Here is a 23,634-nt window from a genome sequence, read left to right as displayed (position 1 = left end):
TTGTGCGCATCGTGGGTGACGGGCCGAGGAGGTTCCGAATATCGCCATGATCAAACAGCTTATCGCGTCATTTAAGACGGCGTTTGCCCATGATGGGATCGGTGGCCCACCTCATCTCATCATGAAAAACATGTCATATTTGCAAAGCAAATTGACTGCCCAGGCAATGATTGCCAAGGCAGCAATATGTCATCCACAACTTACGACAGCTTCGATCCGGAACGCTCGGTCGGCTATCTGACGAAACGCGTCTTCCAACTGGCGCGGATCGGCCTGGAGCCGGTGTTTGCCGATGAGGAAGTCACGCACATCCAGTGGAGCGCGCTGATGGCGCTCCATCACGGGCTTGGCGGTACGGCGGCCGAACTGGCGCGCCACCTCTGCCACGATACCGGCGCGACCACCCGTATTCTCGATACGCTGGAGGAACGCGGCCTGGTCGAGCGAGCGCGCAGCACCACCGATCGCCGGGTCGTCCGCCTGTCGCTGACCGATGCGGGGCGGATCGTGACCGATCGGTGCAAGGAAAAGGTCATGGACTGCTGGGACGGCTGGCTAGCCGACTGGCCGGGCGAGGATGTCGCACGCTTCGTCGGCTACCTGCTTCGCCTGCGCAACACTCTGGAGACCTTCGCATGAAGCGTTTTGCCCTGCTGACCGGCCTGTTGCTGGCAGGCTGTTCGGTGCCGCAGGCGCACCCCGTCGTCACCCCCACCACGCCCGACAGGCTGGGGCTCGGCAATGCACAGGCACCGCTGGTCGCCGCCGAATGGTGGCGCGGGCTGGGCGATCCGCAGCTCGACCGGATCATCGGCGACGCGCTGACCGGCAATCCCTCGCTCGATGTCGCGATGGCGCGGCTTCGGCAGGCGCAGTCGGTGCTCGCCGTGCGTCGTGCCGAGGATGGCCCGTCGGTGACGCTCGACGCGCAGGAACAGTATAACCGCATCTCCGGCCGCTACATCATCCCGCCGCCCTATGCGGGTACGTTGCAATGGCTGGGTCAGGCGCAGGCCAATCTGAACTGGACGATCGACCTGTTCGGGCGACAGGCCGCGGCGATCGACGCGGCGCGCGCTTCCACCCGCGCGGCCATGCTGGACGTCACGGCCGCCCGACTGGCGCTGGCCGGGTCGGTCGCACAGACCTATGTCGAGCTGGCCCGCGCCGAGCGACAGGCGGCGATCGCGCGCCAGACGATCACGACGCGCGGCCGCTCGCTGACCCTGGTGCAGGCGCGGATCCGGCACCAGCTGGCCAGCCAGATCGACGCGACGGGGGCACGGACGCTGCTCGCCCAGGCGCAGGTCGCGCTGGCACGCGCCGAAGCGCAGGCCGCATTGTCGCGCAACGCGCTGGCCGCACTGGCCGGGCGGGGACTGGATTATCCGGCCACGATCGCACCGACCCGGATCGCGTTCGACCGCGCCCTGCCCATCCCCGCCACGGTGCCCGCCGACCTGCTGTCTCGGCGTCCCGACATCGCCGCATCCCTTGCCCGGATCGACGCCGCCGCCAAGGGACAGGAGGTCGCGCGCAAGGCGTTCCTGCCCAACGTCAATCTGACGGCGCTGGCCGGCTTCCAGGCGGTCGGGCTGGGCAATCTGTTCACCGCCGATGCGGGCACGGTGGGCGCGGGCCCCGCCATCCATCTGCCGATCTTCGACAGCGGACGACTGCGCGCGGGCCTGGCGGGCGCGACCGCCGCGCTCGACCTGGCCACCGCCGACTATAACGACCGCGTCGTCGGCGCGGTGCGCGAGGCCGCCGATGCCGTCACGCGCAGCCGCACCATCGCCAACGAGCGCGCCCGCCAAGCCGAGGTCACGCGCGGCCTGGCCGAAACCCGCCGACTGAACGCCATTCGCGTATCGAGCGGCCTGCAATCGCAACTCGGGCTGATCGACCCCGACATCCGCCAGTTGGAGGCCGATCAGGCCGACGCCAACCTCGCCGCCGATGCGGTCCAGGCGCGTATCGCGCTGGCCGTCGCCCTGGGCGGCGGTTTCTCTTCTTCCTCGCAAGGTATCCCGCAATGAGCGACACCGAAGCCGCCCCCTCCCCGGCTCCCTCGGCACCGACCACCCAGGCTCCGACCGGCGGCAAGCCCAAGGCGCGCAAGACCGGCCTGATCATCCTGGCGGCGGTCGTCGTGATCGCCGCGATCGTGTGGGCAGTGTTCCACTTCCTGCTCGCCACACCTGAGGAGGAGACCGACGACGCCTATGTCGCGGGGGACGTGGTGGCGATCACCGCCCGCGATCCTGGGCAGGTGCTGGCCATCCATGCCGACAATACCCAAACGGTAAAGGCCGGTGCGCCCCTGCTCGACCTCGACCCTGCGACCGCCGATGTCGGCCTGGCCGCCGCCGCCGCCGATCTGGCGCGCGCGGTGCGTTCGACCCGCGCCGACTTCACCAAGGTCAACCAGAGCGGTGCCGCGATCGTCCAGGCCGAGGCCGAACTGGCCCGCGCGCGGACCGATTACGCCCGCCGCCAGGGCGCCGCCGCCGAGGGCGCGGTGTCGGGTGAGGAACTGTCGCACGCCGCCGATGCGGTAAAGGTCGCGACCGCCAGCCTGACGCTCGCCCGCGCCCAGGCGGCCCAGACCCGCAGTGCCGTGCAGGGCACCGACGTGAACACCAATCCGGCCGTCATGGCCGCGATCGCCGCCTATCGTCGCGCCGCGATCACCCGCAACCACATGCACATCATCGCGCCGATCGACGGCGTCGTCGCGCAGCGCACGGTGCAGGTGGGTCAGCAGGTGGCCGCAGGAACGCCGCTGATGGCGGTCGTCCCGCTCGACCGGCTGTGGATCGACGCCAATTTCCGCGAAACCCAGCTGCGCGACCTACGCATCGGCCAGCCCGCGACGATCACCGCCGACATGTATGGCGGCAAGATCGTCTATCACGGCAAGGTCGTCGGCCTGGGTGCGGGCAGCGGCAATGCCTTTGCTCTGCTGCCGCCGCAAAATGCCAGCGGTAACTGGATCAAGATCGTGCAGCGCGTGCCCGTGCGCATTGGGCTGGATGCCAACGAACTGCGCCGGAATCCCTTGCGCGTCGGCCTGTCCGCGACCGTGACGGTCGACACCACCGACCAGAACGGCCCGCGCATCGGCACCGCCGCGAACCAGACGTACAAGACCAGCACGACCGACGCCAACGACCCGGCGGTCGAGGCCCGGATCGCTCAGATCATCGCGGCCAACCGCTGATGGCCGGGGCCCCTGCACGGGGCGGCGCGGGGGATGGCCCCGCGCCGCTGAAAGGCGCATCGCTCGCGCTGATCGCCTTTGCGCTGGCGCTGGGCACCTTCATGCAGGTGCTCGATTCGACGATCGCCAATGTTTCGCTGCCCACCATCGCAGGCAATCTGGGCGTCAGTTCGGACAATTCGACCTGGGTCGTCACCGCCTTTGCCGTCGCCAACGGCGTGGCGGTGCCGCTGACCGGGTGGCTGATGGGTAAGTTCGGGGTGGTGCGGACCTTCTGCGTCTCGGTCTTCCTGTTCACCGTCGCGTCGTTCCTGTGCGGGATCGCGTGGAACCTGTCTTCGCTGATCGGTTTCCGCATCCTGCAGGGCGCGGTGTCGGGGCCGATGATCCCGGGCAGCCAGGCGCTGCTGATCTCGATCTTCCCGCCGCAGAAACGGTCGACCGCGCTCGGCATCTGGTCGATGACCACCCTCGTCGCGCCGATCATGGGCCCGATCCTGGGCGGATACATCTCCGACAATTATCACTGGAGCTGGATCTTCCTCATCAACGTCCCCGTAGGGCTGTTCTGCGCGGGCGTGTGCTGGCGCGGGCTTTCCAGCCGCGAGACACCGACCCGCAACCTGCCGATCGACAAGGTCGGCCTGATCATGCTGGTCGTCTGGGTCGGCGCGCTCCAGATGATGCTGGACCTGGGCAAGAACGACGACTGGTTCCATTCGCCGCGGATCGTGGTGATGACCGTGGTGGCGATCGTCGGCTTCGTCGCCTGGCTGATCTGGGAGCTGACCGACGCCAATCCGGCGGTCGACCTGTCGCTGTTCAAGGGGCGCAATTTCAGCATTGGCACGCTCGCCTTCTGCCTCGGCTATGCAGTGTTCTTCGCCAACACGCTGCTGCTGCCGCTCTGGCTCCAGACCCAGCTGGGCTATACCGCGACCTGGGCGGGGCTCGTCGCGGCGCCCAGTGGCGCGGTGGCGGTCGTGCTCACCCCCATCGTCGCGCGCCTGTCGGGCAAGGTCGATGCCCGGATCATGGCGACCATCGCCTTCGTCGCATTCGGCGTATCCTATTGGATGCGATCGGGGCTCAACACCCAGGCGAGCTTCAGCGACTTCGTCCTGCCCCTGATGGTGCAGGGGATCGCGATGAGCACCTTCTTCCTCGCCATGCTGACCATCGCGCTGGACGGCGTGCCACAGGCGCGTATCCCCTCGGCCACGGGCATCTCCAACTTCGCGCGCATCACGGCAGGCAGTTTCGCCGCTTCGCTGACCACGACCATGTGGGACCGGCGCGAAGCGATGCACCAGGCTCATTTGTCCGAAGCGATCGGCCAGGGCCCGGTGTGGCAGATGGCGAAGACCGGCCTGAACCATCTGGGCCTGACCGACACCCAGGCCGCCGCCGCCGTCACCCGGCAAATGGTGGGTCAGGCCTATCTGCTGGCCTCGACCGACATCTTCTACGTGTCGGCCGGGCTGTGCGTCGTACTGGCCGCTCTGACCTGGTTCACCCGGCGTCCCAAGCCGCATGACGGCCCGATCGCAGCGGATTGATGCAAATTTCCTCCCCTGCAAGGGGGGAGGTGGCAGGGCAAGGCCCTGACGGAGGGGGGCTTCCACGAGGAATGTCCTACGCGGAAAGCCCCCTCCACCACGCTGCGCATGGTCCCCCTCCCCGTACCGGGGAGGATTTGCTACGCTCCCCGAAAAGGGAGAGCGATGATGCTGAAAACGCTGATGATGATGGCGCTCGTCCCGGTGGCGCAGGCGCCGTCCGATCCGCATCTGCCGGCCAAGGTGGTCGATACCGTCGCCCCCACCCTGCCCGCTGGCCTGAGGCACGGCGTCCTGATCGTCTCGAAGACCAATGGCTGGCGGCATTTCGAACATATCCCGCATTCCAACGCGGTGCTGGCCGACATCGCCACGGGTCTTAAGCGTCCCAGCTTCACGACGGAGAATGCCGCCGTCTTCAACGACGACCAGCTTTCGCATTTCTCGGTCGTCGTACTGAATAGCGCCAGCGGCGAGTTCATGACCCCGGATCAGCAGGCCGCGCTGGCCCGCTTCGTCGCGCGCGGCGGCGGCATCGTCGCGCTGCATGCGGCGGGCGATAACAGCCACACCGCGCCCTGGTATGTCGACACCATCATCGGCACGACCTTTACCGGCCACCCCAATGGTGCCGACCATATCCAGCCCGCCCGCGTCGAGATCGTCCAGCCGCGCCATCCCATCATGGCGGGCGTTAAAACACCCTGGACACCGCGCGACGAGTGGTACAGCTTCGATGGCAACCCGGCCGCCAAGGGGATGACCGTCCTCGCCCAGTTGGACGAGGCGAGCTATCGTCCCGGCGACAGCCTACGCATGGGCACCCACCCGATCATGTGGATCAACCCGCGCGCCAAGGGCCATGTCTTCTATTCGGCACTGGGGCACGAGCCGCAGCTTTATGACGATCCCGATTATCGCCGCATCCTGACCAACGCGATCCGCTGGGCCGCGGCGCGGTGATCAGCACTCGACGACGTTGACCGCTAGGCCGCCGAGGCTGGTTTCCTTATATTGGGATTTCATGTCCTCGCCGGTCTGGCGCATCGTCTCGATCACCTGGTCCAGGCTGACGATGTGCTTGCCGTCGCCGTGCAGCGCCAGATAGGCGGCGTTGATCGCCTTGATCGCGCCCATCGTGTTGCGTTCGATACACGGGATCTGGACCAGCCCGCCGATCGGGTCGCAGGTCAGGCCCAGATTATGCTCCATGCCGATCTCGGCCGCATTCTCGACCTGGGCCGCGCTGCCGCCCAAGGCCGCCGCCAGCCCCGCCGCCGCCATCGAACAGGCGACGCCGACCTCGCCTTGGCAGCCCATTTCGGCCGCCGAGATCGACGCGCGCTTTTTGTAGAGCATCCCCACCGCCGCGGCGGTCAGCAGCAGCGTGCGGACCCCGTCGCGCGTCGCGCCGTGGACGAAGGCTTCGTAATAACGCAGCACCGCCGGGATGACGCCCGCCGCCCCGTTGGTCGGCGCGGTGACGACCCGCCCACCGGCCGCATTCTCTTCATTGACCGCCAGCGCCCACAGGCTGACCCATTCGAAGACCAGGCTGGGGTCGGTGCGCGGGCCTCGGTCGAGCAGCTTCTGCTTGATCGCCTGCGCCCGCCGCTGAACCTTCAGCCCGCCCGGAAGGATGCCCGAGGCCGCACAGCCGCGTTCGATCGCCGCGCACATGGCATCGCGCACCCGGTCGAGGAAACCATCGGTTTCGCTGTCTTCGCGCCACGCCGCCTCGTTGGCGCGGACGATCTGGGCGATCGACAGTCCGGTTTCCTCGGTCCGCTCGAGCAGTTCGGCACCGGAGGCGAAGGGATGCGCCAGCCGCCTGTTGGTCCGCGTCGGCTCGGCCCCCTCCATCCGGATCGCGCCGCCGCCGATCGAATAGAAACGGCGGATGACCGCGCTGCCGTCCGCCAGGAAAGCCGTGAAGACCATGCCGTTGGGGTGCGCGGGCAGGAAACCCGGCCGGAACAGCAAATCCGCCTCATGATCGAAGGGGATGGCGTGGCGTCCGTCCAGCGTGATCCGCCCGGTGCCGGTGATATCGGCCAGAAGCGCCTCGATCGTATCGGGGTCGACCGTCTCGGGTGTCTCCCCCGCCAGGCCGAGCAGGACCGCGCGGTCGCTATGATGCCCGCGCCCGGTCAGCGACAGCGAGCCGAACAATTCGGCCTGCACCCGCACCGGCATCAGCCCGGTGTCGAGCATTTCGGTCGCAAAGGCCTTGGCCGCGCGCATCGGGCCGACGGTGTGCGAGCTGGACGGGCCGATGCCGATCGTGAACAGCTCGGTGACGCTGACGGCGGCGACACTGTCCTCGCCACGGGGCAGCGTGATCGCGGGAGTGACTGGCAGGGTCAAGATAGTTCCGATTGTTACGACTTTGCCACTGCGTAGCGCAACGATCGGGAACTGACCAGCCCGGCCTTGTGCCGGGGCCGGCGAATCAGGTCAGCGGTGCCAGGATCTCGAACGCCTCGGGCGCCAGCGGCGTCTGGAACTGGCAGCCCGCCGCGAAGTCCGTTGCCCAGACGACGTCGGCGGCGACCTCCCCCACCTGCGGCAGGCGCAACAGGATCCGCGATCCCCGGCTGAGCGACGTATAGGTCTGGAGCCTCGCCCCCTGAACCGAAATGTCCAGCACCCGGCATAGCGCGCGGGCAAGCCCGCCACGGTCCAGGTCGGCATCCAGGACCGTTGTCGCACGCGGCGAGCGGCGGGTATCCGGATGGGCGGGTTCAAATTCAGCGGCGAACATGCGGCAATGCTACGCGTCGCTGGTTAATAGAGCGCAAACCGCGTTCCGAAAATTTTCGCCACCCCCGAACGCAAGAGGTCCGGCACTCCCCGAGGGAAGCACCGGACCCATGTCAACGCGCCGATAGGGCGAATCGATTACTTGCGGAGCGTCAGACCACCGCCGAAACGCTTGTTGAAGCGCGCGACCTGACCGCCGGTGTCCAGCAGCGAGCCACGGCCGCCGGTCCAGGCCGGGTGCGCCAGCGGATCGATGTCCAGCTGCATCGTGTCGCCTTCCTTGCCCCAGGTGGAGCGGGTTTCGAACACGGTGCCGTCGGTCATCTGGACCTTAATCATGTGATAGTCGGGGTGCGTATCGGTCTTCATGATAGTGCTCCGGAACATGGCTGGTTCCGACCAGCCTGGAAACAGGAAGCGCGGCCCATAGCGGACCGCGCCCCCTTAGTCAAAATCGCGGCTCGGCCGGATCAGGCGGCCTTGGGCGGATCGGCGATCATCGCGGTGAAGTTCGCCTCGGCGACGGTCACCCCGTCGATCTTGGCGACACCGGCGAACTTACAGACGCTCGAGCGCTTCTGCACGAACGTCACCTCCAGGTGGAGGAGAACACCGGGTTCCACGGGCTTGCGGAACTTGGCCCCGTCGATCGCCATGAAATAGACGAGCTTGCCCGACCCCGCGAGGCCCAGGCTTTCCACCGCCAGGACACCGGCGGCCTGCGCCAGCGCCTCGACGATCAGCACGCCCGGCATGATCGGACGGCCCGGGAAATGGCCCTGGAAGAAGCCCTCGTTGATCGTCACCGCCTTTACCGCGCGGATCGACGTGTCGAGGACGATCTCCTCGACACGATCGACCAGCAGCATCGGGTAACGGTGCGGCAGGGCCGCCATGACCCGCCCGATATCGAGCGGGCCCATGGTGGTCTTTTCCGACTCGCTCACGGACGAATTACCGGCCGCTGCTCTGGCGACGCGCCGGGGCGGTCGCGGCGGGGGCGGCGGCAGGCGCGGCACCTGCGGCGGCACCCTGCTGGCCCTGCTGGCCGGGCTGCCAGTTGGCGGGCGGCGTGATGCTGACGGTCGGGACCAGCTTGTCGAGCTCGGCCGTCACGGCCGAGGTGATGTCGGCGGTCGGCTGCATGAACAGCACCGCCTGCGGGCTGACCAGCAGGCTGACATTCTTGGCGCGAACGGCGTTCTGCACCGCTTCGCCCAGACGGGCCTGGATCTGCTCGATGGCGTAACCCTGCGCGCGCGCAGCGGGCTGGGTCAGGCGGGCGAGTTCCTGCTCACCGGCCTGCTGACGGGTCTGGATCGACTGGGCCTGGGTACGCAGCGCCGCTTCGTTGGCATTGGGGGCCGAACGGGCGGTCTGGAACGCCTGGACCAGCGGCTCCAGCTCGCGGCCGATCGCGGCGCGGCGGGCTTCGGCCTGATCGAGCTGGGCCTTGTAGGTCGTCTCGATCTGCTGGCGGGCGGCGGTCCAGGCGCGCGAACCGGCGATCGCACCCTGCGGGTCGGCGACGGCCACGCCGTTCACCTGCGCGCTGGCGCTGGTCGCGACGGTCGCGGCGGGCGCGACGAGGGCCGCCGCGAGGAGGAGCTTGGAAATCGTCTTCATCAGAACTGCGTCCCTACGTTGAAAGTGATGAGCTTGGGGTCGTCGCCCGGCTGCGTGACCAATGCCTTGGCAAGGTCGATGCGCAGCGGTCCGAACGGTGAATTCCAGTTCACACCGACACCGATCGAAACACGCGGCCGCCACGTGCCGCCATAGAATTGCTCGACCGCATAGCTGGTATTCTGGGCCACCGTGTTCGCGCTGGTGCCCGAACAGGCGCCGCCCGACGTCGCCGAGAAGCCGACGGCGCAGGTCGTGAACTGACCCGCATTGTCCGCCCCGGTCGGCACGACATACAGCTGGCGACCCTGGCCATCCACGGCCAGCGCAGGCGCCAGCGTCGGCGAGCCGTCCTTGTTGAACAGCAGGTTGCCGCTGGCATCGCGCGCCTGCGGGAAGTTGAGCGACGGCAGCGGACGGGTGATACCCCACAGGCTGCCCGCCTGGACGTAGATGCTGGGGCGCAGGCCCATTTCACGCGCGCCCGAACCCAATGGCAGTTCCAGCTCGGCGCGGGCGAGATAGTAAGCGCGGCCACCCAGCGCGTCGTCGACGATCTGGTCGCGATCGGTCTGGCGCGACTGGCTGCCGTCCGCACCGATGACGTAAGGGATACGCAGCACGCGCGGGCCGACGCCGCGAATGTCGAAGCCGCGGAACTGCGGCTCGCCCAGATAGAAGCGGTCGACGATGCGGACCGGATCGATGCCCGGACCACGGCTGCTCTCCAACGAGTGAATATAGCCGCCCTCGCCCTGCAGCGAGAACACGAAGCCCTTACCGAGCCCCTTGAACTTGGCCGCCTGTGCACGGGTGCGGATATATTTCACGTCACCGCCCAGACCCGCAAAGTCCTGGCTGAACGAGAATTGCTGGCCCGCCGTCGGACGCAGGCGGCTGTTGAGGCTGTCGAAGATCAGCGAGTAGCCGACCGACGAGGTCCAGCGATTGCCGATCGAGTCGCACAGATAGCGGCCCGCCTGCTGGAAGTTGCAGGTGCCGTCCGCGTTGAAGAAGGACGACGCCAGGCCGACCTCGTCATAGGTCAGGCCATAGCGGCCCGACAGCGACCAATATTCGGTCAGCGGCACGCCCGCGCGAACCTGGAAGCCGGTCGACACCTGGCTGTAGGTCGTCTGGCGGGTGGTGCCCAGATAGTTGAACGAGTTGAAGTCGCGGCGGAACACGTCGACGCCCAGCGCGATATTCTTGTCAAACACGTAAGGCTCGGTAAAGCCGAGTTCGATCGACTTCGAATAGGCCGAATAGTTCACGCCGGCGCGCAGTTCCTGGCCCTTGCCGCGGAAGTTGCGCTGGGTGATATTCGCCTGAATGATAAAGCGTTCCAGCGACGAGTAACCCGCCGACAGCTGCAGCGAGCCGGTCGATTGTTCCTCGACATTGGTTTCCAGCACGATGCGGTCGGGCGTCGAACCGGGGTTCTGCTTGATCTCCAGCTTTTCCTGAAAATAGCCGAGCGAGTTGATGCGATCCTGGCTGCGGCGGACCTGGAAGCTGTTGAAGGCATCGCCTTCGGCCACGCGGATTTCGCGGCGGACGACCTTGTCCTGCGTCTGCGTATTGCCGTTGATGTCGATCCGCTCGACATAGGTGCGCTTGGCTTCGGCGATGTTGAACGTGATCGACATCGTCAGCGCTTCCTTGTCGCGCTGGAAATCGGGTTCGACGTTCGTGAAGGCATAGCCGAACAGGCCCGCCGTCTGGCTGAGGCTGTCGATCGAGTCCTCGACCTGCTTGGCGTTGTACCAGTCGCCCTTCTTCATGGGCAGCGACTGGGCCAGCTTGGCATTGTCGAAGTCGCGGATCTGGCTGTCGACCTTGACGTCACCGAACTTGTAGCGGGGGCCTTCCTCCACCACGTAGGTGATGATGAAGTCCTTCTTGTCCGGCGTCAGCTCGGCGACCGCGCTGGTCACGCGGAAATCGGCATAGCCGTTCGTCAGGTAGAACAGACGCAGCTTCTGCTGATCGGCGGCCAGGCGATCCTGGTCGTAGCTGGTGGCCGACGACAGGAAGCGGAACCAGCGCGACTGCTTGGTGTACATCGCACCGCGCAATTCGTCGTCGGAGAATTTCTCGTTGCCCAGGATGTTGATCTGGCGAACCTTGGACTTCGGGCCCTCGCTGATCTCGAACACCACGTCGACGCGGTTTTGGTCGAGATTGACCATCTTGGGTTCGACAACCGCGCCGAAACGGCCCTGCCGGCGATACAGCTCGACGATGCGCGCGACGTCCTGGCGAACCGCGGTCCGGGTGAAGATCTGCCGCGGCGCGAGCTTGATCTCCTTCTTGATCTTGTCTTCCTTCAGGCGCTTGTTGCCCTCAAGGATGACCCGGTTGATGATCGGGTTCTCGCGCACGCGCAGCACGATGTCGCCGCTCTCGACGCCGGTGATCGAGAAGTCCGCGAACAGCTCCGACGCCTGAAGATCCTTCAGCGCCTGGTCCAGCGTTTCCGGCGTGTAGGGAATGCCGACCCGCAGCTTGGTATAGGAGAGCACCGTCTCGGGCTCGATACGCTGGGCGCCCTCGACGCGCAGCGTCTTGATCGTGCGGACCGGCGCAGGCGCCACCGCCTGGACCGGCGCGGCGCCTGCCGCGGGTGCGCCCGGCCCCGTACCCGGCGCAGTCTGCGCCATGACGGGAACACCCGACAGCATCGTGCCCGCCAGCAACATGGCGCCTGCGCGCACCGTCTTCATACCCGTCATCGCTGTCACAAAACCCACCCCAGAAAAGTCGAACCGACCCCTGTCGTCCTCGCGCCCTGCCCCATCGGCGTCACCCGATCAAGCCAGCGATATTTTTCCATAGCCCGAAATTGCCGAGATCGTTGAACGTTACGAACAGCATCAGGGCCAGGATCGCGACCAGACCGCCACGAAACGCCCACTCCTGAGCCGCCGGCTCCAGGGGGCGTCGTCGCACCGCTTCGATCGCATAGAAGAAAAGATGACCGCCATCCAGCATCGGCACTGGCAACAGGTTGATGAACCCCAGATTGATGGACACCAGCGCGATGAAGAAAACAAAGGCGTCGAGGCCCAGCGAGATCTGCTCGCCCGACACCTTGGCGATCGAAAGCGGCCCGCCCAGTTCCTTGGCGGAGCGTCGCCCGGTGATGACCTGGCCCAGCGTCTCGACCATCATGCGGACGATCTCGCCGGTTCGTTGCACCGCCACGACGGGCGCGCGGAGCAGGCTGACCGGCCGCATGTCGACCGTGCCCGCACCGCGCAGGCCCAGGCGGCCGACCCGGTATTCGTTGCCGAACCGGTCGCGCTGCACATCGGTGCCGATGGTGGCATCGGTCGTGAACGCCCGACCGTCGCGTGTCGCTTCGATCGTCACCCGCTCGCCAGCGCGGATCTGCACATAGCGGGCGATGTCGGCGAAATCGGTGACGGCGCGTCCGTCGATCGCTGTCACCCGGTCACCGGCGCGCAGGCTCGACGCGGCGGCCGCGCTGCCCGGCGCCACCTGTCCGACGACCGGCGGCACCACCATCTCGCCATAAGCATAGGCGAAGCCCGCCAGGATCAGGATGGCGGCGACAAAATTGATCGCCGGGCCCGCCGCGACGATGATCGCGCGCTGCCACACGGGCTTGGCCTGGAACGTCCGCGCGCGCTCCTCGGGCGGCAGCGAGAGCCAGGCGGCATCCGCCTGGCTGGCCGGGTTCATGTCGCCCGCGAACTTCACATAGCCGCCCAGCGGCAGCCAGCCGATCTTCCACCGAGTATCGCGCTTGTCGGTAAAGCCGAAAATCTCGCGTCCGAACCCGATCGCGAAAGTATCGGCTTTCACGCCGAACAGCCGCCCGGCGAGGTAATGCCCCATCTCGTGCACGAACACGAGCGGGCCGATGGCAAGAACAAAGGCCAGGATGGTCAACAACAGGCCGGGGGCTTGGCTCAAACGATGCAATCCTCAACACGCTCGGCCGCCAGTTCCCGCGTGCGCGCATCGACGGCGATCACCGCGTCGAGCGTTTCCGGCGGGGCCGGGTCGTAGCGATGGAGAATATCCTCGACGATTGCGGCAATTTCGAGGAAGCCGATACGCCGCGCCAGAAACGCCGCGACGGCGACTTCATTTGCGGCGTTCAGGATGGCCGGAGCCGCACCGCCTGCCTCCAGCGCCGCACGCGCCAGCCGCAGTGCGGGAAAGCGCACCGGGTCGGGCGCGGCAAAGTCCATCCGCCCCAGCGCGACCAGGTCCAGCGGCGCCATCGGCGTCGGCATCCGGTCGGGCCAGGCCAGGCAATGCGCGATTGGCACCCGCATATCGGACGGCCCCAGCTGGGCCAGCATCGACCCGTCGATATAATCGACGGCCGAATGGATCACCGATTGCGGATGAAGCACGATCTCGATCCGGTCGGCGGGCACGGGGAACAGCCGCGCCGCCTCGATCAGTTCGAGGCCCTTGTTCATCATCGTGGCGGAGTCGACCGAGATTTTCGCGCCCATCGACCAGTTGGGGTGCGCCACCGCCTGTTCGGGGGTGACGCGGCGCATGTCCTCTGTCGTCCACTCGCGGAACGGGCCGCCGCTGGCGGTCAGGACGATCCGGCGCACCCGCTCGGGCCGCTGGAAATCGAAACACTGATAGATGGCGTTGTGCTCGCTATCGGCAGGAAGCAGCGTCGCCCCCGCCTTCGCCGCTGCCGCCAGCACCACCTCGCCCGCCGAGACGAGCGGCTCCTTATTGGCCAGCACCACCGTGCCGCCATTGGCGATCGCGGCCATGGCGGGCTCCAGCCCGGCGCAACCCACGATCGCGCCCATCGTCCAGTCGGCGGGCATGGCCGCCGCCTCGATGATCGCGGCACGGCCGCCCGCCACCTGGGTGTCGGTCCCGGCCAGCGCCTTGCGCAGTGCGGGCAGGCAGCTTTCGTCGGCCACCACTGCCCATTCGGCGCGAGTCCGCCGGGCCGCCGCCGCCAGCTTGCCGACGTCGCAATTCGCGGTCAGCGCACGGATACGGTAGCGCTCGGGCTCCCGCTCGATCAGGTCCAGCGTCGAGGTGCCGACCGAACCGGTCGCACCGAGAATCGTCACGCTACGCATCAGAACAGGTCCGGCAACAGGATCAGAAGGGCGGCGATGGGCGCGACCGGCACGATGCCGTCCAGCCGGTCCATCACGCCGCCATGGCCGGGCAGGACGTTACCGCTGTCCTTGACGCCCGCGCGCCGCTTCAGCGCGCTCTCGAACAGGTCACCGCCTTGCGCCAGCACCGCCAGGAACGGCGTGGCGACCACAAGATGCAGCGGCAGGCCATGCGCCCAGCGCATGATGAGCGCGAGCAGCGTCGCCGCCCCCACCCCGCCGATCAGGCCCGACCACGTCTTGGCCGGGCTGATCGAAGGCGCGAGCTTGGGGCCGCCGAACTGGCGCCCGACGAAGAACGCGCCGCTGTCACAGGCCCAGACCAGCGCCATCGCCCAGAGCGACAGGGCCAGGCCATCGTCATGCAGGCGAATCGCCAGCAGCGAAAAGACCGGCAGGCCGACATAAAGCGCACCGACGCCGAATTCCGGGCGGCGCGACACGATGGTCAGGAAGAAGAATGTGGCCGCGATCAGGCCCAGCGCAAAAAAGCCGGGTCCGGCGGCAAGACCGGGCGCCATGATCGCCAGCGGCACCGAGAGCGCGAACTGCGCCAGCCGCTTGCGCGAACGGTCGACCTTCAACAGGTCCGACCATTCGGCCATCATGAACAGCCCGACGACGACCGCGAGCAACCAGAATGCCAGGCCACCCAGCGCCAGACACAGGCTGGCGACCGCGATCATGACGATGCTGGCCAGCACCCGCTTGGTCAGGTTGGACATGCTCTTGACCGGGGCCGCATCGGGCGTCCCGGTCGGCGGGATTTCAGGATCGGTCACAGGCCGCCGAAACGCCGGTGTCGTCGGCCGAACTCGGCCACCGCATCGGCAAGCGCGGCTTCGTCGAAATCGGGCCAAAGCGTATCGACGAATAGCAATTCGGCATAGGCCGCCTGCCACAACAGGAAATTCGACAGGCGCTGTTCACCCGACGTGCGGATGACCAGGTCGAGCGGCGGCAGGCCGTTCGTCTGCAATTCGCCCTCGATCGCCTCGGGCGTGATCGCATGCGCATCGATTTCGCCGCCCGCGACCTTCAGTGCCAACCGCTTGGCGGCCTCGACCAACTCGGCCTGTGCGCCGTAATTCAGCGCGATTGCCAGGATCGGGCCGGTATTGGCCGACGTCCGCGCGACCGCGTCGTCGATCATCGCGACCAGATCGGTCGGAAAACGATGATAGTCACCGATTACCCGCAGCCGGACATTGTCCGACACCAGTTCGGCCAGGTCCTTGCGCAGGAAGATGCGCAACAGACCCATCAGGTCGCTGATCTCTGTTTCGGGCCGCCGCCAGTTTTCCGAGGAAAAGGCGTAGAGCGTCAGCGCCTCGATCCCCTGCGCCCGTGCCGCGCGCGCGATACGGCGCACGGCATCCACCCCGGCCTTGTGACCGGCGAAGCGGGGCAGCAGACGGCGTTTGGCCCAGCGGCCATTGCCGTCCATGATGATCGCGACGTGACGCGGGACCGCACCCGTATCGGGCACGGCCACCAGCGACCCCAGAGCCGTCTGGGCCGAGGCGGCCGGAGGACTCACTTGCCCAGGATTTCCTTTTCCTTGGCCGCCGCTGCCGCATCCAGCTCGGCGACGGTGGCGTCGGTCAGCTTCTGGACCTCGGTCTCGTGACGCTTGCGCTCGTCCTCGCCGAACACGCCCTTCTTCTCGTCGGTCTTCAGGCTGTCCATGCCGTCGCGACGCACGTTGCGCACCGCGATGCGCGCGCCCTCGGCATATTTGTTGGCCAGCTTGGCGAGTTCCTTGCGGCGCTCCTCGGTCAAGTCGGGGATCGGCAGGCGCAGCGTCTGGCCGTCATTGATCGGGTTCAGGCCCAGACCCGCCGAGCGGATCGCCTTTTCCACCGACGAGACGTTCGACTTGTCCCACACCTGGACCGACAACATACGCGGCTCCGGCGCCGAGACGGTGGCGACCTGGTTCAGCGGCATGTGGCTGCCATAGACCTCGACCGTCACCGGATCGAGCAGCGCGGTCGACGCGCGACCGGTGCGCAGGCCGTTCAGGTCGTGCTTCAGCGATTCGACCGCGCCCTGCATGCGGCGCTCGAGGTCGGACTTGTCATAGGCTGGCATGATTTAAGCTCCTGTATTCTGGACGATCGTCGACACACCCTGGCCCGACAGCACGGCACCGAAATTGCCATGTTCGCGGATGTTGAAGACGACGATCGGGATGTTGTTGTCGCGGCACAGCGCGATGGCCGAGGCGTCCATGACCTTCAGGTCGTCGGACAGGACCGTGGAATAGCTGACCGTGTCGTAGCGGGTGGCGGTCGCGACCTTCTTGGGGTCGGCATCGTACACGCCGTCGACGCTCGTGCCCTTGAACAGCGCGTCGCACTTCATCTCGGCGGCGCGCAGCGCGGCACCGCTGTCGGTGGTGAAGAAGGGCGAGCCGACACCGGCGGCGAAGATCACCACGCGGCCCTTTTCCAGATGCCGCATCGCGCGGCGTCGGACAAAGGGCTCGCACACGCTCGACATCGGGATCGCCGACTGGACGCGGGTGTCGACGCCGATCTGCTCCAGGGCATTCTGGACGGCCAGCGCGTTCATGACGGTCGCCAGCATGCCCATATAATCGGCGGTCGCCCGCTCGATCCCCTTGGCCGCCGCCGACAGTCCGCGGAAGATATTGCCGCCGCCGACGACGATGCACAGCTCATAGCCCTGGGCACGGACATCGGCGATCTCCTGCGCCACGCGCGCGGTGATGTCGGGCGAGATGGCCAGGCCACCCTCCCCCATAAGGACCTCACCCGACAGTTTCAGAAGGATACGTTTGAAAGGCGGGGTGGTCATCGTTTCTCGTGTCTTGGCCATGAAAGTGGCGCGGACCTTAGGCGGCGACCGGGCGGCGGGCAACCATGGAGCGGTGGGTCGCGGGGATTTTCGTGGGACGGTTCCCAGTCCACGCGGCCCGGGCGGTCCGATCGCTGCTCAGGACAAGCGGCGCAATCAAACGCCGTTCTTTCCTGCGCTTGCTCGGAAAGAGGGACCGTCGCGCGTGCCATGACGGAGGGGCCAGGCGGGCCCCCTCGACCATGTCCTGCGGCCGCGCGCGCCTCCCCAAGCCCAGCTTGGGGAGGATCGGACAGGCCACTTTACGCCCGTTCACCCTTCCGCATCGCTCGGGGCGGACGAAGGTGAGAAATCAGGTCACACCCCGGAGGCACCGGAAACAAAAAAGGAGCGGCCACCCTGCGGCAGCCGCTCCCCTTTCACCTGACCGTCCCATCACGGGACGATGCCGGAATTACGCCTTTTGCGGAACGCCCGAAGCGGCAGCGACTTCGGCGGCGAAGTCCGACGCTTCCTTCTCGATGCCCTCGCCCAGCTGGAAGCGGACATAGTCCACCAGCTTGATCTCGGCACCGGCGTCCTTGGCGGCCTTGGCCACCACGTCGCTGATCTTGGTCTTGCCGTCCATCACGAACAGTTGGCTGACCAGCGCGTGCTCCTTGCGGTACTTGGCGATGCCGCCTTCGACCATCTTGGCGATGATGTCGGCGGGCTTGCCCGATTCGGCGGCCTTTTCGGTCGCAATCGCGCGCTCACGCTCGATCTCGGCCTCGTCCAGATCGGCCTCGTTCAGCGCCTTCGGGAAGGCGGCGGCGACGTGCATGGCCAGGTCGCGACCCAGCTTCTGCAGAACCTCGTCCGAGGCATCCGATTCCAGCGCGACGAGCACGCCGATCTTGCCCAGGCCCGGCGCCTGCTGGTTGTGGACGTAGGACACGACCGCGCCCTTCGACACTTCGAGGCGCTTGGCGCGACGCAGCGACTGGTTCTCACCGATCGTGGCGACGTTGTTGGTCAGCACTTCGGCGACGGTGCCGCCCTGCGGCATCGCTTCGGCCTTCAGCGCTTCCACGTCGTCGCTGGTCTTCAGCGCGATCGCGGTCACGTCCTTCACGAACGCCTGGAACTGGTCGTTCTTGGCGACGAAGTCGGTTTCCGAATTCACTTCGACGGCAGCGCCGACGGTGCCGTTGGTGGCGACGCCGACCAGGCCTTCGGCTGCGGTACGGCTCGACTTCTTCTGCGCGGCCGCCAGGCCCTTCGTGCGCAGCCAATCCAGCGCGGCGTCCATGTCGCCAGCGGCTTCGTTGAGCGCCTTCTTGCAGTCCATCATGCCCGCGCCGCTCTTTTCGCGCAGGTCCTTGACCATCGCTGCGGTGATATCGGCCATTGTCTCAATCCTCTGTCTGAAAAGGGGGATGCGGGTAGGGCCGCCCCATCGGAGGCGGCCCTTAGCACGGCTTGCATGTCAAGCCGATGTCATCGGCCGGAGGCAGTGCCCGCCCGGCCGATGATCGCCCCGCCCGCATCGCGGGGCATGTTCCACGCGATTACGCGTCGATCTGGCGCTCGGCCTCGACGGCCTGCTCACCGGCCTCGGTCGGGGCGACGGTCAGCGCTTCCTCGACGGGCGGCTCGGCCATCGCACCGAAGTCGGTGCCGCTGCGGCGCTGCTGCTCGTTGTTGCCACGGGTCGCGGCGATCGCCACGGCTTCGCAGTACAGACGGATCGCGCGGCTGGCGTCGTCATTCGCCGGAACCGGGAAGGCGATGCCGTCGGGCGAGACGTTCGAGTCGAGGATGGCGACGACGGGGATGCCCAGCGTGTTGGCTTCCTTGATCGCCAGCTCTTCCTTGTTGGCGTCGATCACGAACATGACGTCCGGGATGCCGCCCATGTCGCGGATGCCGCCCAGCGACAGCTCGAGCTTGTCGCGCTCGCGGGTCAGGTTCAGCACTTCCTTCTTGGTCAGGCCGTGCGTGTCGCCCGACAGCTGCTCCTCGAGGGTCTTGAGGCGCTTGATCGAGTTCGAGATCGTCTTCCAGTTGGTGAGCATGCCGCCCAGCCAGCGATGGTTGACGAAGTGCTGGCCGGCACGACGCGCGGCGTCGGCGACGGGCTCCTGCGCCTGACGCTTGGTGCCGACGAACAGGACCTTGCCACCGCCAGCGACGGTCGAGCTGATGAATTCCAGAGCGCGCGCGAACAACGGCACGGTCTGCGACAGGTCGAGGATGTGGACGCCGTTGCGGTCGCCAAAGATGTAGGGCTTCATCTTCGGGTTCCAGCGGTGGGTCTGGTGACCGAAGTGCGCGCCGGTTTCGACCAGCTGCTGCATGGTGACGACAGGTGCCGCCATAATGTAATTCCTTCCGGTTAGTCCTCTGGGAAGCGGATGACGCGGCGGGCAAAGCCCATGCGCACCAGAATATGATGCTTCCCATGCGGTGTTGAGGGGCGCGCCCTTAGCCCAGCCGGCGACCCAGTGCAAGCAGGCATTGATGTTCACATCTGTTCCAACGCCCTTGACGACGGAACATGATTGGAACATAGAGGGATCACAACAAGGAACGCCGGTTGATCGTCGCATAACGGCATCGCAACATCCTGAAATTGGCACGACTGGTCGTGCTGTCGCGATGGCGATGACGGAACTGGATGGAAAATCGGATGGTTACGGTCGGGTTAATATGCCCGGCCAGATGGTTAGGCAGGAGGCGGAGATCATGATGATCGTGGTCAGTGTTCTGGTTTTCACGGGTGCCCTGGTCGCGGCGATCGCGACCATTGTGATGATGATCGCGCCGCAATGGCGTCGAATTCTGCATCTGGCCACCGGCCATGTCGAACCGGCCTTCACGCCGCTGGCGACCTTGGTCGTCGCCGAACGGCGTATCGCGGTCAGGCGCTGGGCGGCGGGCTTGCCAGCCCTTTCGCCGCTGTCGCGGCGCCGCGTGGCCGCTTGAGCCTGGCATAGGCGAGCATCGTGAACGGGATGCTCGCCAGATAGACGAGGCATAGCGCGGTCAGCGCATGCCAGGGCGCGGAGATCAGGGCGACGCCGACGACAACGATGATCGCCAGTGCTTCGAACCGCACATGCCGGCGCAGCCGGAACGAGGTCCAGGACAGGGTCGCAACGCTCGACACCATCAGCAGCGCGACGAAGGCGACCCAGGGTGCGACTAGATAGGGCGATGCGAAAAGCGGCTCACCCGTCCAGAACCAGAGATATAGCGGCAGCATGGCAAGTCCCGCTCCGGCAGGAGCCGGAACGCCGGTAAAGAACCCCGCGGTCTTGCGCGGCTGATCGGTGACATCGAGTTGCGAATTGAACCGTGCCAGCCGCATCGCGCAGAAGACCGCTTGCAGCACCGCGCAGATCCACCCGATGCGCGGCAGGTTTTCCAGCGACCAGAGATAGAGGATCAATGCGGGCGCAACACCGAACGAAATGGCGTCCGAAAGCGAATCGAGTTCCGCCCCGAACCGGCTTTCGCCACGCAGCAGCCGCGCAATGCGCCCGTCCAGACCGTCGAGCACCGCAGCGACCATGATCATGATGACGGCGGCTTCCCAGGACCCGGCAATGGCGAACTTTACCCCCGTCAGCCCGGAGACGAGCGCCAATGCGGTGACCGCATTGGGCGCGATCGCGCGCAGGGGAAGACCGCGGGGCGGCTCGCCATCGGCACGACGCCGCGCGAAACGGGGGGACAGGGCCATGGGATCGCGGCTTATTGCGCGATGCCGGTCATCGGCTTGCCGCCGACACGACCCAGCACCGTCTCGCCCGCGACCGAACGCTGGCCAAGGCAGACCTGCGGCATGACATCATCGGGCAGATACACGTCGACGCGGCTGCCGAAGCGGATCAGGCCGACCCGCTGCCCGGCGGCGACCATGTCCCCGGGCTTCACGAAACCGACGATGCGACGCGCGACGAGTCCTGCGATCTGGGTGAAGCCGATCTTGCGGCCATCGCGTCCCTCGACCACGAAATGCTGGCGCTCATTCTCGTCCGACGCCTTGTCGAGGTCGGCATTCAGGAACTTGCCCGAGATATAGACGACCTGGCGGATGACGCCTGCCACCGGCGTACGATTGATGTGAACGTCGAACACCGACATGAAGATCGACACGCGGACGAGCGGCGCATCGCCCAGTTCTCCGACCAGCTCGCGCGGGATCGGAACGCGCTGGATCATGGTGACCAGGCCGTCGGCGGGCGCGACGATCAGGTCGTCACCCTGCGGCGTGGTGCGGATGGGATCGCGGAAGAAGGCGGCGATCCAGATGCACAGGCCGACGAACGGCCAGAACAGCACCTTGGTGATAAGCGTCGCGAGCAGGGTCAGGCCCGCCCCGATCAGCACATATTTGCGCCCTTCAGGATGGACGGCGGGAAAGCGCCACTTGACGGTGGTGGTCGCGACGGGGGGCTTTTCGAGCGAAGGCATCGGACCTGTCTACCTGTCCACCGGCCATCGCACAATCTTTTCGGTTCGTCCCGGCCCTTTCGCGATCATCAGGCATGGCCCAAGCGGTGGTTGATCCGCCGCGCCCCCTCCCCTAGACGCAGGCCAAACCTGCCTAATCTGAAGGATGCGCATATGGCGAAGATCAAGGTGAACACCCCCGTCGTGGAGATCGACGGCGACGAAATGACCCGGATCATCTGGGAATGGATTCGCGAGCGCCTGATCAAGCCGTATCTCGACATCGAGCTGGCCTATTACGACCTGTCGGTCGAAAATCGCGACGCGACCAGCGATCAGGTGACGATCGACAGCGCCCACGCCACCCAGAAGTATGGCGTCGCGATCAAGTGCGCGACCATCACCCCCGACGAGCAGCGCGTCGAGGAATTCGGCCTGAAGAAGATGTGGAAGTCGCCCAACGGCACGATCCGCAACATCCTGGGCGGCGTCGTATTCCGCGAGCCGATCGTGATCAAGAACGTGCCCCGCCTCGTCCCCGGCTGGACCCACCCGATCGTCGTCGGCCGCCATGCATTCGGCGACCAGTACAAGGCGACCGACTTCAAGGTGCCGGGCAAGGGCAAGCTGACCCTGAAGTGGGAAGGCGAGAATGGCGAGTCGATCGAGGAGGAGGTGTTCAACTTCCCCGCGGCGGGCGTCGCCATGGGCATGTACAATCTTGACGATTCGATCCGCGACTTCGCGCGCGCTTCGATGAACTATGGCCTGAACCGTGGCTGGCCGGTCTATCTGTCGACCAAGAACACCATCCTGAAGGCCTATGACGGTCGCTTCAAGGACATCTTCCAGGAAGTGTTCGACGCCGAATTCGCCGACCAGTTCAAGGCCGCGGGCATCGAATATCAGCACCGCCTGATCGACGACATGGTCGCCTCGGCGCTGAAGTGGCATGGCGAGTTCGTCTGGGCCTGCAAGAACTATGACGGCGACGTGCAGTCGGACACCGTGGCGCAGGGCTTCGGCTCGCTGGGCCTGATGACCTCGGTCCTGATGACCCCGGACGGCAAGACGATCGAGGCGGAAGCGGCGCACGGCACCGTAACCCGCCACTATCGCCAGCACCAGCAGGGCAAGGCGACCTCGACCAACCCGATCGCGTCGATCTTCGCCTGGACCGGCGGCCTGAAGTATCGCGGCAAGTTCGACAACACGCCCGACGTCGTGCGCTTTGCCGAGACGCTGGAAAAGGTCTGCATCCAGACCGTCGAGAACGGCCAGATGACCAAGGATCTCGCGATCCTGATCGGCCCGGACCAGCCCTGGATGACCACCGAGCAGTTCTTCGAGGCGATCCGCGTCAACCTCGAAACCGCAATGGGCAACTGGCAGTAATTTCTACAGCCTGATGCGAGGAAAGGGTCCGGAGGCATTGCTTCCGGGCCCTTTTTCTTTGTCTAGCTGAAACGCAGGCCCCGTCCTCACCGATTGGCGGAGAAGGCTATTCCCGCCCTTCCCGCTCCAGATAGGCGATCACGTCCGCCCGTGCGAGCGGGTCGGCCAGTCCGGGAAACGTCATCTTCGTGCCCGGTGCGAAGCGTTGCGGCGAGGTCAGCCAGTGGTCCATCGTCGCCCGGTCCCACCGCCCGCCGACGCGTTCCAGCGCCGCGGTATAGCCATAGCGAGCACTGCCGCCCGCGACCGGCTTCCCCATGATGCCGTGCAGGTTGGGGCCCGCCCGGTCGAGTTCCCCCTTGCCGATGGTGTGGCATGCCAGGCACTGGCCGAAGGTGTTTGCACCCGCATCCGCGTCGGCCACCCGCATCAGCGCATCGAGCGAGGGATTGGGGCCCGCCGCCTTCAACCGTTCGGCCCGGTCACCGTCTCCACAGGCGGTGAGCACGACACATAACGAGAGCGCAAGCGCGGTGCTGAGACGAGACAATTTCATCGCATCGCCCTAACGCCGCCGCCGCGCCCCACCCCATTGGACGAATCGCCCCATGTCCGTTTCGTCCGATTAACGACCTGACAAGCGCGCCAAAGCCGGGCTAGTCTGTCG

At 66.3% G+C, this 23,634-nt stretch carries 24 protein-coding genes; 7 read left to right on the top strand and 17 right to left on the bottom strand.

What is annotated here, in order from left to right; all coding sequences use genetic code 11:
• Positions 1-186: 186 nt before the first annotated feature.
• From U1703_RS15335 to U1703_RS15315, 5 genes are all read left to right on the top strand, one after another.
• Complete coding sequence (locus U1703_RS15335; protein WP_332786375.1) at positions 187-639, top strand: MarR family winged helix-turn-helix transcriptional regulator; 453 nt, start codon at positions 187-189, stop codon at positions 637-639.
• On the top strand, positions 636-2,039 hold the full coding sequence (locus U1703_RS15330; RefSeq protein WP_332786374.1) for an efflux transporter outer membrane subunit: 1,404 nt from the start codon (positions 636-638) through the stop codon (positions 2,037-2,039). Before U1703_RS15335 ends, U1703_RS15330 begins: the two co-directional genes overlap by 4 nt.
• A complete protein-coding gene (locus U1703_RS15325) occupies positions 2,036-3,223 on the top strand; it encodes an HlyD family secretion protein (RefSeq protein WP_332786373.1) in 1,188 nt (395 codons plus the stop codon). The genes U1703_RS15330 and U1703_RS15325 overlap by 4 nt, the downstream gene beginning before the upstream one ends.
• Entirely contained in the window at positions 3,223-4,782 is a 1,560-nt protein-coding gene (locus tag U1703_RS15320) for a DHA2 family efflux MFS transporter permease subunit (RefSeq protein ID WP_320450725.1), read from the top strand. Before U1703_RS15325 ends, U1703_RS15320 begins: the two co-directional genes overlap by 1 nt.
• 168 nt (positions 4,783-4,950) lie before the next feature.
• Positions 4,951-5,745 (top strand): ThuA domain-containing protein, encoded by a 795-nt coding sequence (locus tag U1703_RS15315; protein WP_332786372.1) that lies wholly within the window; start codon positions 4,951-4,953, stop codon positions 5,743-5,745.
• Here U1703_RS15315 and U1703_RS15310 read toward each other — a convergent pair whose 3' ends face one another.
• From U1703_RS15310 to rpsB, 14 genes are all read right to left on the bottom strand, one after another.
• Positions 5,746-7,149 (bottom strand): L-serine ammonia-lyase, encoded by a 1,404-nt coding sequence (locus U1703_RS15310; RefSeq protein ID WP_443025819.1) that lies wholly within the window; start codon positions 7,147-7,149, stop codon positions 5,746-5,748.
• An 85-nt stretch (positions 7,150-7,234) separates the two neighbouring features.
• Positions 7,235-7,546: a PilZ domain-containing protein gene (locus U1703_RS15305; protein ID WP_320450723.1), complete on the bottom strand. Its 312-nt coding sequence runs from the start codon at positions 7,544-7,546 to the stop codon at positions 7,235-7,237.
• Between the two features lie 137 nt (positions 7,547-7,683).
• A complete protein-coding gene (gene rpmE, locus U1703_RS15300) occupies positions 7,684-7,914 on the bottom strand; it encodes a 50S ribosomal protein L31 (protein ID WP_058717894.1) in 231 nt (76 codons plus the stop codon).
• Positions 7,915-8,015: 101 nt separating this feature from the next.
• Entirely contained in the window at positions 8,016-8,468 is a 453-nt protein-coding gene (gene fabZ, locus U1703_RS15295) for a 3-hydroxyacyl-ACP dehydratase FabZ (RefSeq protein WP_320451253.1), read from the bottom strand.
• 31 nt (positions 8,469-8,499) lie between these two features.
• Positions 8,500-9,171, bottom strand: a complete 672-nt coding sequence (locus U1703_RS15290; RefSeq protein ID WP_320450722.1) for an OmpH family outer membrane protein — start codon at positions 9,169-9,171, stop codon at positions 8,500-8,502.
• On the bottom strand, positions 9,171-11,906 hold the full coding sequence (gene bamA, locus U1703_RS15285; RefSeq protein ID WP_414711990.1) for an outer membrane protein assembly factor BamA: 2,736 nt from the start codon (positions 11,904-11,906) through the stop codon (positions 9,171-9,173). The genes U1703_RS15290 and bamA overlap by 1 nt, the downstream gene beginning before the upstream one ends.
• Before the next feature lie 70 nt (positions 11,907-11,976).
• Positions 11,977-13,113 (bottom strand): RIP metalloprotease RseP, encoded by a 1,137-nt coding sequence (rseP, locus tag U1703_RS15280; RefSeq protein WP_332786371.1) that lies wholly within the window; start codon positions 13,111-13,113, stop codon positions 11,977-11,979.
• Positions 13,110-14,267 (bottom strand): 1-deoxy-D-xylulose-5-phosphate reductoisomerase, encoded by a 1,158-nt coding sequence (dxr, locus tag U1703_RS15275; protein WP_332786370.1) that lies wholly within the window; start codon positions 14,265-14,267, stop codon positions 13,110-13,112. Before dxr ends, rseP begins: the two co-directional genes overlap by 4 nt.
• A complete protein-coding gene (locus U1703_RS15270) occupies positions 14,267-15,034 on the bottom strand; it encodes a phosphatidate cytidylyltransferase (protein ID WP_332786406.1) in 768 nt (255 codons plus the stop codon). Before U1703_RS15270 ends, dxr begins: the two co-directional genes overlap by 1 nt.
• Positions 15,035-15,087: 53 nt before the next feature.
• Positions 15,088-15,804, bottom strand: a complete 717-nt coding sequence (locus U1703_RS15265; RefSeq protein ID WP_332786405.1) for an isoprenyl transferase — start codon at positions 15,802-15,804, stop codon at positions 15,088-15,090.
• A 41-nt stretch (positions 15,805-15,845) separates the two neighbouring features.
• On the bottom strand, positions 15,846-16,403 hold the full coding sequence (gene frr / locus U1703_RS15260; RefSeq protein ID WP_307097991.1) for a ribosome recycling factor: 558 nt from the start codon (positions 16,401-16,403) through the stop codon (positions 15,846-15,848).
• Between the two features lie 3 nt (positions 16,404-16,406).
• Positions 16,407-17,132 carry a UMP kinase gene (pyrH, locus tag U1703_RS15255; RefSeq protein ID WP_320450719.1) on the bottom strand — a complete coding sequence of 242 codons (726 nt, stop codon included), beginning with the start codon at positions 17,130-17,132 and terminating at the stop codon, positions 16,407-16,409.
• A 454-nt stretch (positions 17,133-17,586) separates the two neighbouring features.
• The gene (gene tsf, locus U1703_RS15250) at positions 17,587-18,522 is read right to left on the bottom strand and encodes a translation elongation factor Ts (RefSeq protein WP_320450718.1); all 936 of its coding nucleotides are present in this window, start codon (positions 18,520-18,522) and stop codon (positions 17,587-17,589) included.
• A 160-nt stretch (positions 18,523-18,682) separates the two neighbouring features.
• Entirely contained in the window at positions 18,683-19,492 is an 810-nt protein-coding gene (gene rpsB, locus U1703_RS15245) for a 30S ribosomal protein S2 (protein WP_320450717.1), read from the bottom strand.
• Positions 19,493-19,658: 166 nt separating this feature from the next.
• On the opposite strand from rpsB, the gene U1703_RS15240 reads away from it, so the two are divergent.
• Positions 19,659-20,099, top strand: coding sequence for a hypothetical protein (locus tag U1703_RS15240; protein ID WP_332786369.1), 441 nt, complete (start codon positions 19,659-19,661; stop codon positions 20,097-20,099).
• On the opposite strand, the gene pssA is transcribed toward U1703_RS15240, so the two are convergent.
• Positions 20,035-20,859, bottom strand: a complete 825-nt coding sequence (gene pssA, locus U1703_RS15235; protein WP_332786368.1) for a CDP-diacylglycerol--serine O-phosphatidyltransferase — start codon at positions 20,857-20,859, stop codon at positions 20,035-20,037. The genes U1703_RS15240 and pssA overlap by 65 nt on opposite strands.
• An 11-nt stretch (positions 20,860-20,870) precedes the next feature.
• On the bottom strand, positions 20,871-21,593 hold the full coding sequence (locus U1703_RS15230; protein WP_320450714.1) for a phosphatidylserine decarboxylase: 723 nt from the start codon (positions 21,591-21,593) through the stop codon (positions 20,871-20,873).
• Between the two features lie 153 nt (positions 21,594-21,746).
• Between U1703_RS15230 and U1703_RS15225 the strand changes: the two genes are divergently transcribed.
• Positions 21,747-22,967 (top strand): NADP-dependent isocitrate dehydrogenase, encoded by a 1,221-nt coding sequence (locus tag U1703_RS15225; protein ID WP_332786367.1) that lies wholly within the window; start codon positions 21,747-21,749, stop codon positions 22,965-22,967.
• A gap of 106 nt (positions 22,968-23,073) precedes the next feature.
• Here U1703_RS15225 and U1703_RS15220 read toward each other — a convergent pair whose 3' ends face one another.
• A complete protein-coding gene (locus U1703_RS15220; protein WP_332786366.1) occupies positions 23,074-23,523 on the bottom strand; it encodes a c-type cytochrome in 450 nt (149 codons plus the stop codon).
• Positions 23,524-23,634 lie beyond the last annotated feature (111 nt).

Source organism: Sphingomonas flavida (genome assembly GCF_036663655.1).
Classification (GTDB): Bacteria; Pseudomonadota; Alphaproteobacteria; order Sphingomonadales; family Sphingomonadaceae; genus Sphingomonas.
This window is presented reverse-complemented; position numbering and strand designations above follow the sequence as displayed.

What these genes read in the sequence shown, in the direction of transcription:
- U1703_RS15315 (WP_332786372.1), top strand. Translation starts at nt 4,951, where the DNA reads ATGCTGAAAACGCTGATGATGATGGCGCTCGTCCCGGTGGCGCAGGCG.
- U1703_RS15335 (WP_332786375.1), top strand. Translation starts at nt 187, where the DNA reads ATGTCATCCACAACTTACGACAGCTTCGATCCGGAACGCTCGGTCGGC.
- U1703_RS15320 (WP_320450725.1), top strand. Translation starts at nt 3,223, where the DNA reads ATGGCCGGGGCCCCTGCACGGGGCGGCGCGGGGGATGGCCCCGCGCCG.
- tsf (WP_320450718.1), bottom strand. Translation starts at nt 18,522, where the DNA reads ATGGCCGATATCACCGCAGCGATGGTCAAGGACCTGCGCGAAAAGAGC.
- rpsB (WP_320450717.1), bottom strand. Translation starts at nt 19,492, where the DNA reads ATGGCGGCACCTGTCGTCACCATGCAGCAGCTGGTCGAAACCGGCGCG.
- U1703_RS15220 (WP_332786366.1), bottom strand. Translation starts at nt 23,523, where the DNA reads ATGAAATTGTCTCGTCTCAGCACCGCGCTTGCGCTCTCGTTATGTGTC.
- dxr (WP_332786370.1), bottom strand. Translation starts at nt 14,267, where the DNA reads ATGCGTAGCGTGACGATTCTCGGTGCGACCGGTTCGGTCGGCACCTCG.
- frr (WP_307097991.1), bottom strand. Translation starts at nt 16,403, where the DNA reads ATGCCAGCCTATGACAAGTCCGACCTCGAGCGCCGCATGCAGGGCGCG.
- pssA (WP_332786368.1), bottom strand. Translation starts at nt 20,859, where the DNA reads ATGGCCCTGTCCCCCCGTTTCGCGCGGCGTCGTGCCGATGGCGAGCCG.
- U1703_RS15330 (WP_332786374.1), top strand. Translation starts at nt 636, where the DNA reads ATGAAGCGTTTTGCCCTGCTGACCGGCCTGTTGCTGGCAGGCTGTTCG.
- U1703_RS15230 (WP_320450714.1), bottom strand. Translation starts at nt 21,593, where the DNA reads ATGCCTTCGCTCGAAAAGCCCCCCGTCGCGACCACCACCGTCAAGTGG.
- U1703_RS15270 (WP_332786406.1), bottom strand. Translation starts at nt 15,034, where the DNA reads ATGTCCAACCTGACCAAGCGGGTGCTGGCCAGCATCGTCATGATCGCG.
- U1703_RS15290 (WP_320450722.1), bottom strand. Translation starts at nt 9,171, where the DNA reads ATGAAGACGATTTCCAAGCTCCTCCTCGCGGCGGCCCTCGTCGCGCCC.
- rpmE (WP_058717894.1), bottom strand. Translation starts at nt 7,914, where the DNA reads ATGAAGACCGATACGCACCCCGACTATCACATGATTAAGGTCCAGATG.
- U1703_RS15225 (WP_332786367.1), top strand. Translation starts at nt 21,747, where the DNA reads ATGGCGAAGATCAAGGTGAACACCCCCGTCGTGGAGATCGACGGCGAC.
- pyrH (WP_320450719.1), bottom strand. Translation starts at nt 17,132, where the DNA reads ATGACCACCCCGCCTTTCAAACGTATCCTTCTGAAACTGTCGGGTGAG.
- fabZ (WP_320451253.1), bottom strand. Translation starts at nt 8,468, where the DNA reads ATGGGCCCGCTCGATATCGGGCGGGTCATGGCGGCCCTGCCGCACCGT.
- bamA (WP_414711990.1), bottom strand. Translation starts at nt 11,906, where the DNA reads ATGACGGGTATGAAGACGGTGCGCGCAGGCGCCATGTTGCTGGCGGGC.
- U1703_RS15325 (WP_332786373.1), top strand. Translation starts at nt 2,036, where the DNA reads ATGAGCGACACCGAAGCCGCCCCCTCCCCGGCTCCCTCGGCACCGACC.
- U1703_RS15305 (WP_320450723.1), bottom strand. Translation starts at nt 7,546, where the DNA reads ATGTTCGCCGCTGAATTTGAACCCGCCCATCCGGATACCCGCCGCTCG.